13 protein-coding genes and 1 tRNA gene are annotated in these 17,136 nt (G+C 69.0%); 4 read left to right on the forward strand and 10 right to left on the reverse strand.

Annotation, left to right across the window (positions count from 1 at the left end):
• Positions 1–96 precede the first annotated feature (96 nt).
• The 9 genes from ABD927_RS01940 to fdnG form a co-directional block, all read right to left on the reverse strand.
• On the reverse strand, positions 97–1,020 hold the full coding sequence (locus tag ABD927_RS01940) for an MFS transporter (RefSeq protein WP_345245753.1): 924 nt from the start codon (positions 1,018–1,020) through the stop codon (positions 97–99).
• Positions 1,017–2,654: an acetolactate synthase large subunit gene (locus ABD927_RS01945; protein WP_345245929.1), complete on the reverse strand. Its 1,638-nt coding sequence runs from the start codon at positions 2,652–2,654 to the stop codon at positions 1,017–1,019. The genes ABD927_RS01940 and ABD927_RS01945 overlap by 4 nt, the downstream gene beginning before the upstream one ends.
• Positions 2,655–2,714: 60 nt before the next feature.
• Positions 2,715–2,807, reverse strand: a tRNA-Sec gene (locus tag ABD927_RS01950).
• Between the two features lie 11 nt (positions 2,808–2,818).
• The gene (gene selB, locus ABD927_RS01955; RefSeq protein ID WP_345245755.1) at positions 2,819–4,924 is read right to left on the reverse strand and encodes a selenocysteine-specific translation elongation factor; all 2,106 of its coding nucleotides are present in this window, start codon (positions 4,922–4,924) and stop codon (positions 2,819–2,821) included.
• Positions 4,921–6,363: an L-seryl-tRNA(Sec) selenium transferase gene (gene selA, locus ABD927_RS01960; protein WP_345245757.1), complete on the reverse strand. Its 1,443-nt coding sequence runs from the start codon at positions 6,361–6,363 to the stop codon at positions 4,921–4,923. The genes selB and selA overlap by 4 nt, the downstream gene beginning before the upstream one ends.
• Positions 6,360–7,331 carry a formate dehydrogenase accessory protein FdhE gene (gene fdhE, locus ABD927_RS01965; protein WP_345245759.1) on the reverse strand — a complete coding sequence of 324 codons (972 nt, stop codon included), beginning with the start codon at positions 7,329–7,331 and terminating at the stop codon, positions 6,360–6,362. Before fdhE ends, selA begins: the two co-directional genes overlap by 4 nt.
• Before the next feature lie 68 nt (positions 7,332–7,399).
• The gene (locus tag ABD927_RS01970; protein WP_345245760.1) at positions 7,400–8,074 is read right to left on the reverse strand and encodes a formate dehydrogenase subunit gamma; all 675 of its coding nucleotides are present in this window, start codon (positions 8,072–8,074) and stop codon (positions 7,400–7,402) included.
• Positions 8,061–9,011 (reverse strand): formate dehydrogenase subunit beta, encoded by a 951-nt coding sequence (gene fdxH / locus ABD927_RS01975; RefSeq protein ID WP_345245762.1) that lies wholly within the window; start codon positions 9,009–9,011, stop codon positions 8,061–8,063. Before fdxH ends, ABD927_RS01970 begins: the two co-directional genes overlap by 14 nt.
• 29 nt (positions 9,012–9,040) lie before the next feature.
• The gene (gene fdnG, locus ABD927_RS01980) at positions 9,041–12,109 is read right to left on the reverse strand and encodes a formate dehydrogenase-N subunit alpha (protein ID WP_345245764.1); all 3,069 of its coding nucleotides are present in this window, start codon (positions 12,107–12,109) and stop codon (positions 9,041–9,043) included.
• Positions 12,110–12,327: 218 nt separating this feature from the next.
• Between fdnG and ABD927_RS01985 the strand changes: the two genes are divergently transcribed.
• The 3 genes from ABD927_RS01985 to ABD927_RS01995 all read left to right on the forward strand — a co-directional run bounded on the left by ABD927_RS01985 (position 12,328) and on the right by ABD927_RS01995 (position 14,242).
• Positions 12,328–12,672 (forward strand): hypothetical protein, encoded by a 345-nt coding sequence (locus ABD927_RS01985; protein WP_345245766.1) that lies wholly within the window; start codon positions 12,328–12,330, stop codon positions 12,670–12,672.
• Between the two features lie 128 nt (positions 12,673–12,800).
• Complete coding sequence (locus ABD927_RS01990) at positions 12,801–13,511, forward strand: methyltransferase domain-containing protein (protein WP_345245768.1); 711 nt, start codon at positions 12,801–12,803, stop codon at positions 13,509–13,511.
• A gap of 11 nt (positions 13,512–13,522) precedes the next feature.
• The gene (locus ABD927_RS01995) at positions 13,523–14,242 is read left to right on the forward strand and encodes a methyltransferase family protein (protein WP_345245770.1); all 720 of its coding nucleotides are present in this window, start codon (positions 13,523–13,525) and stop codon (positions 14,240–14,242) included.
• Positions 14,243–14,255: 13 nt separating this feature from the next.
• Here ABD927_RS01995 and ABD927_RS02000 read toward each other — a convergent pair whose 3' ends face one another.
• Positions 14,256–15,920: a thiamine pyrophosphate-binding protein gene (locus ABD927_RS02000; protein ID WP_345245772.1), complete on the reverse strand. Its 1,665-nt coding sequence runs from the start codon at positions 15,918–15,920 to the stop codon at positions 14,256–14,258.
• Positions 15,921–16,180: 260 nt separating this feature from the next.
• On the opposite strand from ABD927_RS02000, the gene ABD927_RS02005 reads away from it, so the two are divergent.
• Positions 16,181–17,134: a LysR substrate-binding domain-containing protein gene (locus tag ABD927_RS02005; RefSeq protein WP_345245774.1), complete on the forward strand. Its 954-nt coding sequence runs from the start codon at positions 16,181–16,183 to the stop codon at positions 17,132–17,134.
• The last annotated feature ends 2 nt before the right edge of the window (positions 17,135–17,136 follow it).

Raw genomic sequence — 17,136 nt, forward strand, 5'->3', positions numbered from 1 at the left:
ATCGCCGATGCGTGCCGGATGTCGCGGCCCTGCTGCATTTTACTGGCGCGCTGACCGAGGCTTGCAGCAGCAGGTCGCGGTCCGCCCGGACCGCCATCACGCCTCGGCCGGCTGTAGCGGCCGCTTGACCAGCGACAGGGACACGATCCCCGCCACCATGAACAGCCCCGCGATGATGAAGCTCCAGGTGTACGAGTGGGTGACCTGGATGACATAGCCGGTGATCAGCGGCGCCAGGAACCCGAACGTGTTGCCGCCCAGGATCAGCAATCCATACGCGGCGCCGGCCGAGTCCTTGTCGACGATCAGGTCTCCGGTCAGCGCCAGGTTCATCGTGTTGGCGGCGGTCGCGAACAGGATCGAAGCGCTGATGATCGCAACCAGCAGGAAGGTGCTCTGGACGACGGGAACCAGAAAGACGCAGCTGGAAAGCGCCAGCATCAAAATGACCAGCCATTTCCTGCCGCCGCGCGACACGTCCTTGTTCGACAGATAGCGGTCGCTGAGCAAGCCGATTACGATCGTTCCGACGCTGGAGATGATGTAGGGCAGGGTGCCCACGAATCCCGCCGACATGATCGTCAGCCCCCGGACGTCCATCAGGTAGGACGGCAGCCAGGTCAGGAAAAGATAGATGGAGTAGGTCAGGCATCCATGGGTGATGACCAGGCCCCACAGGCGCGGCACCAGCCAGCGGGAGGCGAAATTGGGCTGCGCGCTGATCCTGAGGCTTTGCTTGTCGCCGGACCCCAGCACGTTTTCCGTCGCCTGCAGCAGGATCTGCATCGCGTTGTTGACCGCCATCGCATAGCGCTTGCCCTGTTCGGTCAGCTTCAGGCCGCCCGACAGCCGCCGGAAGAGCGGCACGCCCAGCGACTCTTCCAGCAACTTGACCTGATGGCTGACGGCGGCCTGGGTGACATTCAGCTCGTCGGCGGCGCGCGTGAGATTCTCGTGCCGCGCGGCGGCCTCGAAGGCACGCAGCGCGTTCAGCGGGGGCAGCCGGACTTTCGGGTTCATCGGATGACCGGCAGGCGCTCGCGCAGCTCTTCCACCAGCACCCGCTCGTTCTCGGAATAATCGATCGGCACCGCCACCAGATGCACGCCGCCGCCTGCGAAGGCGCGCTCCAGCGCCGGCGCCAGGTCGTCCACGGCCTGCACCCGCGTGCCCTTGGCGCCGTAAGACTCGGCATACTTGACGAAGTCCGGGTTGCCGAAGGTCATGCCGAAGTCGGGGAAGTGCTCCACCGACTGCTTCCAGCGGATCATGCCGTAGGCGCCGTCCTCGATCAGCAGCACCACCAGGTCCAGCCCCAGCCGCACGGCGGTTTCCAGTTCCTGGCTGTTCATCATGAAGCCGCCGTCGCCGCACACGGCCATCACGCGCCGGCCGGGGTAGAGCATCGCGGCCGCCATCGCCGACGGCAGGCCGGCGCCCATGGTGGCCAGCGCGTTGTCGAGCAGCAGGGTGTTGGCCACGCGCGTGCGGTAGTTGCGGGCGAACCAGATCTTGTACATGCCGTTGTCGAGCGCCAGGATGCCGTCGTTGGGCATGACCGAGCGCACGTCGTTCACCAGGCGCTGCGGCGTGAAACGGTCTTCGGTGGCGCGCGCGGCGATGCGTTCCAGTATGCCGGCGCGCAGCGGCAGCAGGGCCTTGGCGTTGGGGATCCGGCCTTCGACGCGGTCGGCCAGCAGCCGCAGCGAGGCGCCCAGGTCGCCGATGATCTCGGCCTGCGGGAAGTAAACCTGCTCCACGCTGGCGGGCTGGTAGCCGGCGTGGATGACCTGCGGCCCCTGCGCGCCCATGATGAAGGGTGGCTTTTCGACCGTGTCGTGGCCGATGGCGATGATGAGGTCGGCGCGTTCGATCGCCTCGTGCACGTAGTCGCGCTCGGACAGCGCGGCCGTGCCCATGTAGAGGTCGGTGCCGCCGGGCACCGTGCCCTTGCCCATCTGGGTCGTGAAATAGGGAATCCCGGTGCGCAGCACGAAGCGGGCGAGGTCGGAGGTGGAGCGCGGCCGCGAGGCCGCCGCGCCGAGCATGATCAGCGGGCGCTGCGCCTGCACGATCATCTGCGCCGCGCGGTCGAGGGCGGCCGCGCTGGCCAGCGGCAGTTCCACCGGATGCGGCGGGATCAAGGGCAGCGGCTGGCACGATTCGCCGGCGATGTCTTCCGGCAGTTCGAGGTGGACCGGGCCGGGACGCTCTTCCTCGGCCACGCGGAAGGCCTCGCGCACCAGCGTCGGGATCATCTGCGGCGACACGATCTGGCGTGACAGCTTGGTCAGCGGCTTCATCGCGGCGACCACGTCGACGATCTGGAAGCGCGCCTGGCGCGACGACAGGATGCCTTTCTGGCCGGTGATCATGATCAGCGGCATCGCGCCCAGCAGCGCGTAGGCCGCGCCGGTGGTGAGGTTCAGCGCGCCGGGGCCCAGCGTGGCGATGCATACGCCGGGCCGGCCCGTGAGCCGGCCGTAGGTGGCGGCCATGAAGGCCGCGGCCTGTTCGTGGCGGGTGAGTACCAGCCGGATCGACGACTTGCGGATCGATTCGACGATGTCGAGGTTTTCTTCGCCGGGAATGCCGAAGATGCGGTCGACGCCTTCGTTCTCCAAGGCGGCGACGAGCAGGTCGGAGCCCTTGATCATGGTTGCCTCCTGGCGGCGGGATACAGCCCAGAGTCTACGCGATCCGGAGAAGGGAGGCGGAGGGCAGCAGGAGTCGAACCTACCAGGGAACGGCTGGCGCCCCCTACCGGGTTTGAAGCCCGGCCGCACCACCGGGTACGGATGCCCTCCTGCGGTGGCCGTCAGCCGTGCGGCGGGGGGACCTGCCAGGGGCTGTCTGCGCGCGGCGCATGCCCCGTGGAGGTGCGCCGAGTATATCCAACGCGGTCGAAGAATTCCAGGATCTGGATGGCGCGCTTGCGGCCCAGGCCGGTGGCGTCGCGGAACTGGCGCGCCTCGACGGCGTGGCCGGGCAGGGAGGAGGCGGCCGCCAGCGTGGCCACCGTGTGCGCCAGTTCGGCGATGCGCGCGGGGCTGTAGAACAGGTCGTTGACCACCTGGAACACCTCGCCGGCGCGCGCCAGCTTGCGCAACAGGCGGCGTACCTCGTTTTCGCGCGCGGAGTCGCGCAGCAGGTCGCGGGCGAGGTCGCGCACCCAGGGCGGGTCGAAGCCGCCGTCGGCCAGGGCGGCGGTCAGCCGGCCGGCCAGTGCGCGTTCCTCGTCGGAGAAGACCACCGCGTGGTCCGCCAGGTGCAGCCAGGCGCCGCTGCGCGCGATGGCGCCTTCCCGCAGCAGGGCGTCGACCAGGCCCTGGCGGAACGTTTCGTGTTCGGGGCCTGCGAAGGCCGGCAGCGCCATGCGTTGCAGGCGAGCGGCGTTCGGGCCCTGCTCGTCGGGAAAACGCTGGTGGAATTGCGCCAGTGCCTCCGTTATCCGGTCGCGCAGCGCCTGCCATGCGCCGGCGGCGATCAGGCGCTGGTCGGGCTGTCCTTCGGCGTCGCGGGCGGGGATGCGGATCACGCCGGCGTCCAGTTCCAGATGCTCGGGCGCGCGGCCGGCCAGCAGCGCGAGCTCGGAGCGCGCCATGCCGTGGGGGGCGCGCGCCAGGATGGGCATGAGATCGATGCGCGCAAGCGGCGTGGCGGCACGGCCGGCTCGGGGCAGGCCGTCGGAGTTTCCGCGGGCGCCGGGGTCGGCGTAGGCATCCGGGCCGGTATCGGCATCGGCATCCGTACCGGCATCAGCGGCAGTGCCGGGCATTGGCGGACGCGGACATAACCCTAGCGCGCACTCGATGGCATCGAGATACGCCATCCGCTCGGCGCTGCGGCGCCGGCGGTCGGGCGCCAGAGGATCGATGACGGTGCCGCCGCCAATGGTATGCGCGGCCTGGGCGTCGCGCACGATGAAGCGGTCGCCGGGCAGCGCGAAGACCGGCCGGTCGAAGACCAGCTGGGCGCGCATCGTGCCGTCGGCGCCGGGCCCGTCGGCCAGCGCAAGCACGTGGGCGAGCTGGTGCGCCGTGCCCAGGTGCACGTGCAGCGCCGACCACTGTTTCAGGGGCGCGCCGTCCAGCAGCCTGAGCCGCGCGTCGATGCGCGGGCTGGCCCGCAGCGCGCGCGGGTCGGCGATCCAGTCGCCGCGCGCGATGGCGGTCTTGTCGATGCCGGCCAGGTTCAGCGCGCAGCGCTGGCCGGCCGACCCGGTTTCGCTTTGCCGGTTCTGCGCATGGATGCCGCGGATGCGGACCGATGCGCCGCTGGACGAGACGCGGACGGTATCGCCGACGCGCACCCGGCCTCCATGGACCGTGCCGGTGACCACCGTGCCTTGTCCGGCCAGCGTGAAGACGCGATCCACCGCGAGCCGGAACAGACCGTCGTCGGCGCGGGCCCGCATCGCCATCGCGGCCTCGTGCAGGCGGGCGCGCAGCGCTTGCACGCCGGGGTCGCCGGCCTGCGTGGCATCGGTGAAGAACAGGGGCGCGCCGGCCAGCGGCGTCGGCGCCAGGAGCGACCGGATCTGCGCGGCCACCTCGTCGCGCCGGGCGGCGTCCACCCGGTCGGCCTTGGTCACGGCCACGGCGCCGCGGCGCACGCCGAGCAGGTCGAGAATGGCCAGGTGTTCGCGGGTCTGCGGCATGACGCCGTCGTCGGCCGCGATCACCAGCAGCGCGAAATCGATGCCGGTGGCGCCGGCGGCCATCGTGTGGATCAGTTTCTCGTGGCCGGGCACGTCGACGATACCCAGCACGCTGCCGTCGGGCAGTGGCGTATAGGCGTAGCCCAGTTCGATCGAGATGCCGCGGCGCTTTTCTTCCTTGAGCCGGTCGGTGTCGACGCCCGTCAGCGCGCGCACCAGCGTGGTCTTGCCGTGGTCGATGTGGCCGGCCGTGCCGATGATCATGGGCGGGACGGTTCCAATAGCGCGAACTGCGCGGCAAAGCCGGCCTCGTCGCCTTCTTCCAGGCAGCGCAGGTCGAGCCGCAGCGCGCCATCGGCGATGCGGCCGATGACGGGCCGCGGCAGGCCGCGCAGCGCGGCTTCGAGCCGGGCCAGCCGCCGGCCGGCCTGGCGCGCCGCGGCCGGGCGCACGGCCAGGCCGTGGCTGGGCACGGTGTCGACCGGCAGCGCGCCGCTGCCGATCTGGCTGAACATCGGCTCGTCGACCACCTGCCAGTCCGCGCCCAGCGCCGCCGCCAGCGGCCCGGCCAGCCGCCGGGCCTGGGCAGCGATGACCGCCTGCGGCCGCGTCAGCAGGCGCAGCGTGGTCAGCCGCTCGGCCAGGAATTCGGGGGCGCGGTACAGGCGCAGCACCGGTTCGAGCGCGGCCAGCGTCAGCTTGCCGACCCGCAGCGCGCGCTTGAGCGGATTGGACTTCAGCCGCTTGATGAGGTCTTTGCGGCCGACCACCAGGCCCGCCTGCGGGCCGCCCAGCAGCTTGTCGCCGCTGAAGGTGACGAGGTCGGCGCCGGCCGCCAGGGTTTCGCGCACGGTGGGCTCGGCCGGCAGGCCCCAGCGGGCCAGGTCGACCAGGGTGCCGCTGCCGAGGTCCACCGCCAGCGGCAGGCCGGCGACGTGGGCAATGGCGGCGACCTCGGCCACGTCGACCGATCTGGTGAAGCCGGTGACGGCATAGTTGCTGCAATGGACCTTCATCAGCAGCGCGGTGCGCGGGGTGATCGCGCGCCGGTAGTCGTCGGGATGGGTGCGGTTGGTGGTGCCGACCTCGACCAGCCTGGCGCCGGCGCGCGCCATCACGTCGGGGATGCGGAAGGCGCCGCCGATTTCGACCAGTTCGCCGCGCGAGACGATGACTTCCTTGCGCGGCGCCAGCGCGTTCAATGCCAGCAGGACCGCCGCCGCGTTGTTGTTGACCACGGTAGCGGCTTCGGCGCCGGTCAGTTCGCACAGCAGCGGCGCGACCAGGTCGTCGCGGTCGCCGCGGCCGCCGGTGCCGAGGTCGAATTCCAGGTTGGCCGGGGCGGACAGCGCGGCAGCGACGGCGCGCGCGGCGTCGTCGGGCAGCAGGGCGCGGCCCAGGTTGGTGTGCAGCACCGTGCCGGTCAGGTTGAAGACGGGCCGCAGCCGCGGCCGGTTGGCGGCTTCCAGCGCGGCTTGCAGGCTGGCGGCGACGGCGTCGGCGGCCACGGCGGCCGCGAGGGCGCCGTCGTCCAGTTCGCCGGCGACGTAGCCGGCGCGCAGTTCGTCGAGGCGGCGGCGCAGCGTGGCGGTGACCTGGGTGCGGCCATGGCTGGCGCACAGCGCCTCGACGGCGGGCAGGGCCAGCACGCGGTCGACCGAAGGAATGCGGGCCGCGCCTCTTTCGAGCGGCTGTGCGCTCATGCTTCTTCCGTCCCGCCCGGCAAGGCCAGCAGCGGATTGCCGCTGCGCCGCGCGAATTCGGTCTCGGCCATCAGCAGGTCGAGCACGAGCGTGCCGAGGTCATCGGCCAGCGGCTCTACCTGGTGGTCTTTTTCCATGTTGAAGATCTTGCGGTAGCTGCCGCAGGCGTCGCAGGTTTCGGCCTGGGCGTATTCGGGCCCGCCTTCGATGCCGCGGTAGGCGATGCCGGCGGTGGATTCGCAGTGGCTGCACTTCACGCGCACCATGTGCCATTCGGTGGCGCACAGCGGGCAGTGCAGGTAGCGGTAGCCCTGGGACTGGCCGCCGATGCGGATCACGCTGGCCACCGGGTGCGAACCGCATACCGGGCACAGCGTGGCCGGCGTGTCGTCGGCCACGTCGGCCGGCGACAGCCGCGACGCGGCGGCACAGAATGCCACCTGCAGCGCGGCCTGGATGAAGGGCGCCTCGGCGGGAGCGGCGGCATCGTTGCCGGCCAGCAGGCCCTGCGCCCGGGCGTCCAACTGGGCGGGCGCTGCGGCGCGCAGGTCGGCGATCGCCGCCGCCACCTCGGGGGGCAGGGCCGCGCCCTGCGAAACGCCGTCGAGCAGGATGGCCAGCGCGTCGCGCCAGGCCGGAGGGAGCGGCCCGGTGGCGGGCAGGACCGGCATGCCGTGCCGGCGCGCCTGGTCGGCACTGGTCGTGGTTCCGGCGGCAGCGCGCTCGGCAGCCGCGGCCTGGGCATCGGCGCTGCTGCCGGCCGCAGCCACCGCGGCGGCGGCGCGTTGCTGCGCGTCGGCCAGCGTGGCCATCAGCAGCAGGTAATCGCCGACGGGATTGCCATCGGCCAGCTGGCGCAGGCGCGCGGCGCGTTCGGCGAACAGCGTGGCCGGCTCGGGCAGGCGCAGCCGGGGGATGGCGTTGTGATCGAGCGCCTCGATTTCGCCGGGCTGGAGAATGCGTTGCAAGCTGTCTTCCTCAAGAGCGCCGCGGGGCGCCCGGCGGTCCGGCGCCCCGGGGGGCGCGGAGGAAGCCGCTAGCCCGGACGTGCCGCGCCGCCGCCGGACCCGGCAGACGATTCGCGTTCGGCGATCTCGCGATACCAGGCGCGGTGGTGCTTCTTCGCCCAGCCGTAGCTGACCGTGCCGCGCAGCATCGCGCGCATCGAGCCCTTGACCCAGATCGCCGCGTAGATATGCACGATGATCGCACAGATCATCACGAATCCGAAGAAGGCGTGGACGACCGCCGCCGCGCGGATCGACGTGATCGGGAAGTAGGCCGAGAAATACGCGCGCCAGATCACGATGCCGCTCAGCAGCAGGCATGCCATGCAGATGACCAGCGCAAAGAACAGCAGCTTCTGGCCGGCGTTGTAGCGCCCCACTTCGGGCAGGCGGTCTTCGCGGTTCATGACCACGTCGTTGCCCTGGCGCAGCCATTGGCGGTCGCGCGCCTCGATCCGGTTGTGGCGCCAGAAGCGCAGCACCAGCCAGAAGAACGAGACGAACATCACCACCCCGATGAAGGGATGGAGGATGCGCGTCCAGGTGCCGCCGCCGAGCAGGGCGTACAGCCACGACATGGCCGGGTGGAACATCGCCAGGCCGGACAGCGCCAGCAGCACGAAGCAGAGCGCGGTGAACCAGTGGTTGCTGCGCTCGTTCGGCGTGTAGCGTTCGATCATCGGGACATCGTCACGCACGGTCATGATCCGTCTCCCTTTGCACGGGCCCATCGTCGCGGCCGAGCCGGCGCCGCGCCTCGTCGGCCGCTTCCAGTTCTTCCTCGGCGGTGACCTCGTTGGGGCCGACCCGGGTGTAGTGGAAGAAGCCCGCCAGCGCCGTCAGCGCGATGCCGGCCAGCGCGAGCGGCTTGGTTGCGCCCTTCCACAGCGAAACCAGCGGGCTGATCCTGGGCGCTTCGGGCAGGCCGGCGTACAGCGAGGGCTGGTCGGCATGGTGCAGCACGTACATTACGTGCGTGCCGCCGACGCCGGCCGGGTCGTACAGGCCGGCGTGCTCGAAGCCGCGCGATTTCAGGTCTACCACGCGGTCGGCGGCGTGGCGCTGCATGTCTTCCTTGGTGCCGAACTCGATCGCGCCGGTCGGACAGGTCTTCACGCAGGCCGGCTCCTGGCCCACCGCGACGCGGTCGGAACACAGCGTGCACTTGTAGGCCTTGTGGTCCTTTTGCGAAATGCGCGGGATGTTGAACGGACAGCCCGTGATGCAGTAGCCGCAGCCGATGCAGTTTTCTTCGTGGAAGTCGACGATGCCGTTGGTGTACTGGACGATGGCGCCCGGCGCCGGACAGGCCTTCAGGCAGCCGGGGTCCTCGCAGTGCATGCAGCCGTCCTTGCGGATCAGCCATTCGAGGTCGCCCTTGGGGTTTTCGTATTCGGTGAAGCGCATCACCGTCCACGAGTGCTCCGTCAGGTCGCGCGGGTTGTCGAGGACGCCGGTGGTGGTGCCGACCTCGTCGCGCAGGTCGTTCCATTCCATGCACGCCGTCTGGCAGGCCTTGCAGCCGATGCACTTGGAGACGTCGATCAGCTTGGCGACGGTGCCGGTGGACGGCTCGCGCACCGACGGCGGCGTCGTGGTGGTGGCCGAGCGCCGCTTGATGTCTAGCGATTGCATTGACATGGCATTCTCCGGTCAGCGGTTCGCACTGTTCATGCTTTCTCCACCTTCACCAGGAAGGACTTGAACTCCGGCGTATACGAATTGCCGTCGCCCACGAAGGGCGTGAGCGTGTTCGCCAGGAAGCCGGGCTTGGTCAGGCCCTTGAAGCCCCAGTGGATGGGAATGCCGACGTGGTGCAGCGTCTTGCCTTCGACGGTGAGCGGCTTGATGCGCTTGGTGACCACGGCCACCGCCTTGATGTAGCCGCGGTGGGACGTGACCTTGACGTGGTCGCCGGCCGCGATGCCAAGTTCCTTGGCCAGCGCCTCGCCGATCTCGACGAATTGCTCGGGCTGCAGGATGGCGCTGAGCCGCGTGTGCTTGGTCCAGTAGTGGAAGTGCTCGGTCAGCCGGTAGGTGGTGGCGGCGTGCGGGAATTCCGACGCCTTGCCGAAGGTGTCCCAGACGTCGGGGAACACGCGGGCCGCCGGACTGCTGGTGACCTTCGGGTTCTGCGGGAACATCGGGTTGTAGCCGACCGGCGTGTCGAACGGCTCGTAGTGTTCCGGGAACGGGCCCTCGGCCATGGCTGCGCGCGCGAAGAAGCGCGCCACGCCCTCGGGGTTCATGATGAACGGGCCCATGCCGCCGGCCGGGTTTTCGTCCACCTTGAAGTCGGGCACGTCGGCGCCGCCCCAGGTCTTGCCGTTCCAGCCGATCAGCGCGCGCGCCGGATTGAAGGGCTTGCCCTCCGGGTCGCACGAGGCGCGGTTGTACAGCACGCGGCGGTTGGCCGGCCATGCCCAGGCCCAGCTCAGCGTCTGGCCGATGCCGGTCGGGTCGGAATTGTCGCGCCGCGCCATCTGGTTGCCGGCTTCCGTCCAGCAGCCGGCGAAGATCCAGCAGCCACAGGCGGTGGTGCCGTCGTCGCGCAGCTCGCCGAAGCCCGCGATCTGTTCGCCGGCCTTGCGCAGCACCTTGGCGGGGTCTTTCGGGTCGGTCAGGTCGACCAGCGCCTTGCCGTTGAACTCGCGCGCCAGTTCTTCCGGCGTGGGCGCGTGCGGCACCGCGTAGGGCCAGCTCAGGTCGAGGATGGGTTGCGGGAACGCTCCGCCTTCCTTGCGGTACAGGTCGCGCAGCCGCATGAACAGCTCGGCCATGATTTCGATGTCGCTGCGCGCCTGGCCCGGCGCGTCGGCGCCTTTCCAGTGCCATTGCAGCCAGCGCGCCGAGTTCACCAGCGAACCGTTTTCCTCGGCGAAACAGGTGGTGGGCAGCCGGAACACCTCGGTCTGGATCTGGGACGGATCGACGTCGTTGAACTCGCCGTGGTTGCTCCAGAATTCCGAGGTTTCGGTGGCCAGCGGATCCATGATGACCAGGTACTTGAGCTTGGCCAGCCCCTCGGCCACGCGGCCCTTGTGGGACAGCGCCGCCAGCGGGTTGAAGCCCTGGGCGATGTAGCCGTTGACCTTGCCCTGGTGCATCAGCTCGAAGATCTGCAGCATGTCGTACTGCTTGTCGAGCTTGGGCAGGTAGTCGAAGCACCAGTCGTTTTCGGCGGTGGCGGCCGCGCCGAACCAGGATTTCATCAGGCTGACGTGGAACTTGTTGTAGTTCTGCCAGTAGCTGAGCTGGTTGGGCCGCAGTGGCTTGAGCGCGCGCGCCGCGATGTACTTCTCGTAGGTGGTCTCCGTTTGCGTGGGCAGCGTCATGTAGCCGGGCAGCAGGTTCGACATCAGCCCCAGGTCGGTCAGGCCCTGGATGTTGGAGTGGCCGCGCAGCGCGTTCATGCCGCCGCCCACGACGCCGATGTTGCCCAGCAGCAGCTGCACCATCGCGCCGGTGCGGATGATCTGCGAGCCGATGGAGTGCTGCGTCCAGCCCAGCGCGTACATGATGGTGGCGGCGCGGTCGGGCCGCGCGGTCGAGGCCAGCGTCTCGCACACGTGCAGGAACTTGTCGGCCGGCGTGCCGCACACGCTCTGCACTTTTTCGGGCGTGTAGCGCGAATAGTGCGCCTTCATCAGCTGGTATACGCAGCGCGGGTGCTGCAGGGTGGGATCGGTGCGGACGTAGCCGTCGTCGCCGCGCTCGTAGTCCCAGCTGGATTTGTCGTAGCTGCGGTTCTGTTCGTTGTAGCCGGAATACACGCCCTGGTCGAACGTGAAGTCTTCACGGACGATGAACGAGAAATCGGTGTAGTTGACGACGTAGTCGCGATGGATCTTGTCGTTGGCGAGCAGATAGTTGATGACCCCGCCCAGGAACACGATGTCGGTGCCGGTGCGGATGGGCGCGTAGAAATCGGCCACCGAGGCCGAACGCGTGAAACGCGGGTCGACCACCAGCAGGCGCGCCTTGTTGTGCGCCTTGGCCTCGGTCACCCACTTGAAGCCGCAGGGGTGCGCTTCGGCGGCGTTGCCGCCCATCACCAGGATTACGTCCGCATTCTTGATGTCGACCCAATGGTTCGTCATCGCTCCACGGCCAAACGTCGGGGCAAGACCTGCCACCGTCGGGCCGTGTCAGACACGCGCCTGGTTGTCGAATGCGAGCAGGCCCAGACTGCGGGCGATTTTCTGGGTGATGTAGCCGGTTTCGTTGCTCGACGCCGAGGCGGCCAGCATGCCGGTGGTGAGCCAGCGGTTGACCGTGGTGCCGTCTTCCGCCTTTGCCACGAAGTTGGCGTCGCGGTCCTGCTTCATGTGCCGGGCGATGCGGTCGAAGGCCTCGTCCCACGAGATCGTCTTCCACTCCGACGAACCCGGCGCCCGGTATTCGGGCTGCTTCAGGCGGCTGGGGCTGTGGATGAAATCGATCAGGCCGGCGCCCTTCGGACAGAGGGTGCCGCGATTGATGGGGTGGTCGGGGTCGCCTTCGATGTGGATGATGCTGGTGCGGGCGTTTTTCGCGCCGTCGCCCAGCCCGTACATCAGGACGCCGCAGCTGACGGAGCAGTACGGACAGGTGTTGCGCGTGACGGTGGTCCGCGCGAGTTTGTACTGCCGGACCTCGGCCAGCGCGACGGCCGGCGAGAATCCCAGCGCGGCCAGGCTCGAACCTGCCAGCGCGGCGCCAGTTACCTTGAAGAACTGGCGCCTGGTCATGTCAACCATGTCGACCTCCAGAAAACCGGGGACGGCCCATTATAGGCTTGGGGGACGGAAGTGCAATGTGGTGTTGCCTGGGTTCCCGGGGGTATGGAACATGGACAATCCGGTCCTCTGCCGGGGGTTGCGGCAGGGATCCCGCGTGATAAATTCGTTTGAGAATGAATGCTGATCGGATTTGGGTCTGCCTCGCCATGGACTATCAAGACCACTACGAGAACCGCGTGAATGCCATCGATGAACGGCTCAGCCGCATCGAGGTCGACGTCGGCTTGTTGAAAAATGATGTCGGCGCATTGAAAAGCGATGTCGGGTCATTGAAAAGCGACGTCGGCTCCATCCGCGCCACCTTGGCGGGCCTCGACGCCAAGATGGATATCGCCAGCATCCGCAGCGCCATGGAAAAGGGCCACACGGATATCTACAAGTGGATCGCCTCCATCGTCATCTCCGTCATCGGGCTGGGCAGCGCCATTTATTTCGGCCAGCAACGCGCGGCCGTGCCTCCCAATACGGCCGCTGCCGTTCAGCCATCGCCATCTCCCGTTGTCCCGGCCAGCAGGCCCTAGCACGGCGGCGGCCGCTTGGGGTGAGCCGCCCGTCAGGAAAATTCGACATAAATTCGACCTCGCCCGGGTTTGAATACCGCAGTCGCGCGGCGGCCCTTCGCCGCGCCTTGCACTTGCGGAGATCAACGGTGAGCAACCCCGTGGACAGCAATATCAACCAGCACAACGCCGGCTGGTCGTTCGAGAACATCAGCGAAGATTTCGATTCGCATATCCGGAAATCCATCCCGCTATATGAAAGCGGCCACCGGCTGGTGTGTCATTACAGTGACTTTTTCCTGAAAGGCGACAGCCTCGTCTACGACATCGGCTGTTCCACCGGCACGATGCTGGCCAGGCTGGCAGAACAGCACCAGCACAAGCAGAAGCTGCGCCTGATCGGCGTCGACAGCGTGGCCGACATGGTGGAGAAGGCCTCGCGCGCGGCGCGCGACCCGCGCCTGGCCTATGTGCACGCCAATGTGCTCGACATGGAGCTGGAGCCCTGCGACATGGTCGTCGCCAACTACACCATCCAGTTCCTGCCGCCGCGCGTGCGCCAGGCGGTGGTCGACAGGATCTACGCGGCGCTGAACTGGGGCGGCGCGTTCTTCATGTTCGAGAAGGTGCGGGCGCCGGACGGCCGCTTCCAGGACTACGCCAACCAGGTCTACGTCGAATTCAAGCTCGACAGCGGGTTCAGCGAGGCCGAGATCCTGCACAAGACGCGCAGCATCAAGGGAGTGATGGAGCCGTTCTCGACCCAGGGCAACCTGGACCTGCTGCACCGGGCCGGCTTCGCGGACGTCATGACGATCCAGAAGTACGTCTGTTTCGAAGGCTTCCTGGCGATCAAGTGACGGGGCAGGCGATGTTGGTTCGTATCGGCAATTTCCTGTTCCGCTACCGCAATGCGATCGGGCCGGCCGGGTTCCTGGTCGCGCTGCTGCTCGGCCGTCCGTCCAATCCGCTGGGGCGGGCCGACCTGGGCGCCATGCTGGACGCGGCCGGCGTGCTGGCGGCGCTGCTGGGCCAGGCCCTGCGCATCCTGACCATCGGCTACGAGTACATCGAGCGCGGCGGCCGCAACCGCCGGGTGCACGCCAGCCGGCTGGTGCAGGGCGGCATCTTCGGGCTGTGCCGCAATCCGCTGTACGTGGGCAATATCCTGATCTGCCTGGGCATCGCGCTGGTGGTCCATTCCCTGGCGTTCTACCTGGTCGTGTTCCCGTTCGTGCTGTTCGCCTACGTGTGCATCGTGCTGGCCGAGGAGCATTTTCTGCGCGGCCGTTTCGGCGCCGAATACGAGGACTACTGCCGGCGCGTCAATCGCTGGTGGCCGCGCTGGAGCGGCTGGCGGCGGGCGGTCGAAGGCATGCGCTTCAACTGGAAGCGCGTGCTGGTCAAGGAATACAACACGGTGTTCCTGCTCGCGCTGGCGCTGGCGGGCGTCATGCTGTGGAGCGCGTACCGGATATCGGGACCGGGCGCGTTGCCGCCCGCCGGCGACCTGGCAGCGGGGCTGGCGGTCTGGCTGGCGTTGTATGTGGCCGTGCGATCGCTGAAGAAGATGGGCTACGTGAGAGTCTGAGCCGCCGGAGGGCTCAGTTCTGCGCCTCGATCAGCCGGGTCGTGATGGCCCGCGGTTCGGTGCGCACGTCGATCACCGCCGGCTTGCCGGACGCCAGCGCGCGTTCGAACGCGGGCGCGAAGTCGGCGGTGCGCAGTACGGTTTCGCCGTGGCCGCCGTAGGCCTCGGCCAGCCGCGCGAAATCCGGGTTGCGCAGCGCCGTGCCCGACGGCCGGCCGGGATATTCGCGGCGCTGGTGCATGCGGATCGTGCCGTACACGCCGTTGTTGACCACGATGACGATGATGGGCGCGTCGTACTGGACCGCGGTGGCCAGCTCCTGGCCGTTCATCATGTAGCAGCCGTCGCCGGCGAACGACACCACGACGCGGTCCGGGTGCGCCAGCTTGGCGGCGACGGCCGACGGCACCGAATAGCCCATCGCGCCGCTGGTGGGCCCGAGCTGGCGGCGCTGCGGCCCGTGCTGGAAATAGCGGTGCGCCCAGCCCGCGTAATTGCCCGCGCCATTGGTGACGACCACCTCGCCCCGCAGGCGCAGGTTCAGCCAGTGGACGATGGCCGCCATGTCGACCTGCAGCGGTACCTCGGGCGCGGGCGGCGGCTCCAGGCTGGCCAGGTAATCCTGCCGCGCGCTTTGCGTCCATTGGCGCCACGGGCCGGGCCGGGCCGGCAGGCGGGCCAGCATCCGGGCCAATTCCGGCATGCCGGCGTTGATGGCCAGCGTGGTGTCGAACAGCGTGCCGAGCTCTTGCGGGTCGGCATGCGCGTGGACCAGCGCGCGCCGGGCGGTGCTGCCGCCGAACAGTTCGTAGCCGAGCGTGACCATTTCCCCCAGTCGCGAGCCGGCCACGATCAGCAGGTCGGCCTCGCGCACGCGCTGCGCCAGCTTCGGGTCCATGCCCAGTCCCACGTAGCCCGCATAGGCGTCGTGCCGGTTGTCGAACAGGTCCTGCCGCCGGAAGCCGGTCGCCACCGGCAGACCGAAGGCATCGGCGAAGCGCGCGGCGTCGGCGCGGGCGGCGGGCGTCCAGCCGCTGCCGCCCAGCAGCAGCAGGGGCCGCGCCGACTGCGCCAGCAGGCCTTGCAGGCGCTGCGCGTCTTCTTCGCGCGGGGCCGGGCGGGCCAGCGGCTGCGGCGGCACGTCGGGCACCGCGGCCTCGGAGGCCAGCATGTCTTCCGGCAGCGCCAGCACCACCGGGCCGGGGCGGCCGGACTGGGCGATCTGGAAGGCCTTGTTGACGTATTCCGGCACGCGCTCGGCGCGGTCGATGCTGGCGATCCATTTCGCCATCTGGCCGAACATGCGGCGGAAATCGATTTCCTGAAAGGCTTCGCGGTCGGCGAAATCGCGCCCGACCTGGCCGACGAACAGGATCAGCGGCGTGGAATCCTGCCGCGCGGTGTGCACGCCGATGCTGGCGTTGGTGGCGCCCGGGCCGCGGGTGACGAAGCAGATGCCGGGCCGGCCGGTAAGCTTGGCGTAGGCCTCGGCCATGAAGGCGGCGCCGCCTTCATGGCGGCAGGTGATGAAGCGCAGTTTGTCTTGTGTGTCGTACAGGGCGTCGAGCACGGCCAGGTAGCTTTCGCCCGGCACGCCGAAGGCGAGATCGCAGCCGCGGCCGATCAGCGCGTCGACCAGCAGCCGGCCGCCGCTGCGGGCGGGCGTCGGAACGGACATCGATGTCTCCTAATGGAACCCACCCCTACGCGCTTCGCGCGCCCCTCAAGGGGCGGCACTGGCGGACCGGCAAAGCCGGATCCGCTGTGCCTTGGAGGGGGCGGCGGCTTTATGCGTGGGGGCACGAAGCACCACGGAAAAACCAGGTGGAAGCGGGGTACGAGCGGGGAAACGCCCCGGAAATCGCATGAGTCTAGGCGGTCCGTGCAGGGACGGCAAACGATTTAAACTGGGCAATCGATGCGTTTTACTCATCAACGATGCGCCATCCCCTGCCCAGCACCAAGGCCCTGACCGCCTTCGAGGCCGCCGCGCGGCACGGCAATTTCACCCGCGCCGCGGCCGAACTGGCGCTGACCGAAAGCGCCGTGTCGCGCCAGGTCGCCCTGCTCGAATCGATGCTCGGCCTGCCGTTGTTCACCCGCGTCAAGCAGCGCGTGGTGCTGACGCCGGCAGGGCGGGCCTATGCCGCCAGCGCCAAGGCCATCCTCGACCGCATCGAGCGCGAAACGCTCGGCGTCATGGCCCACCGCGGCGAGCAGGCCGCGCTCGAACTGGCGGTGCTGCCGACCTTCGCTTCCGAGTGGCTGATTCCCCGCATGAGCGATTTCCGCCTGCGGCACCCGCACGTCGAGGTGTCGATGGGCGCCAGCGCGAAAATGTTCCTGTTCGAGGAAACCGCGTTCGACGCCGCGATCCATTTCGGCCAGTCCGCCTGGCCGGGCGCGGCGGCCGACCGCCTGTTCGGCGAGCGCCTGTTGCCGGTGTGCCGGCCCGGCCTGGCCGATGCCGACGGCGATCCGGCACGATTGTTGCGGCTGCCCCTGTTGCACTCGTCGACGCGGCCCGACGATTGGGCGCGGTGGTTCGAACAGGCGGGCGTGGCCGACGCGGCCGCGCGCGCCATGCAGGGCGCGCGCTTCGAGCTGCACTCGATGGCGATCAGCGCCGCCGCGGCCGGCCACGGCGTGGCCCTGATGCCGGATTTCCTGGTGCGCAGCGCCATCGACGCCGGCCGCCTGGCGCCGGCCGCGCGTGCGGCCATCGCGAGCGAGGGCGCGTATTATCTGGTGTATCCCGAGAACCGGCCGCAAGGCGCCGCGCTGCAGGCGTTCCGCGGCTGGCTGCTGGCCGAGGCCGCGGCATTCCGCGGCGCCCCCGGGGGTGGATCCGACCCCTTGAAACCCGGTCCGGCAGCGCCATCTACGCCATAGCT

It is taken from the genome of Pigmentiphaga soli, assembly GCF_039541095.1.
In the GTDB taxonomy this organism is placed as follows: domain Bacteria; phylum Pseudomonadota; class Gammaproteobacteria; order Burkholderiales; family Burkholderiaceae_B; genus Pigmentiphaga; species Pigmentiphaga soli.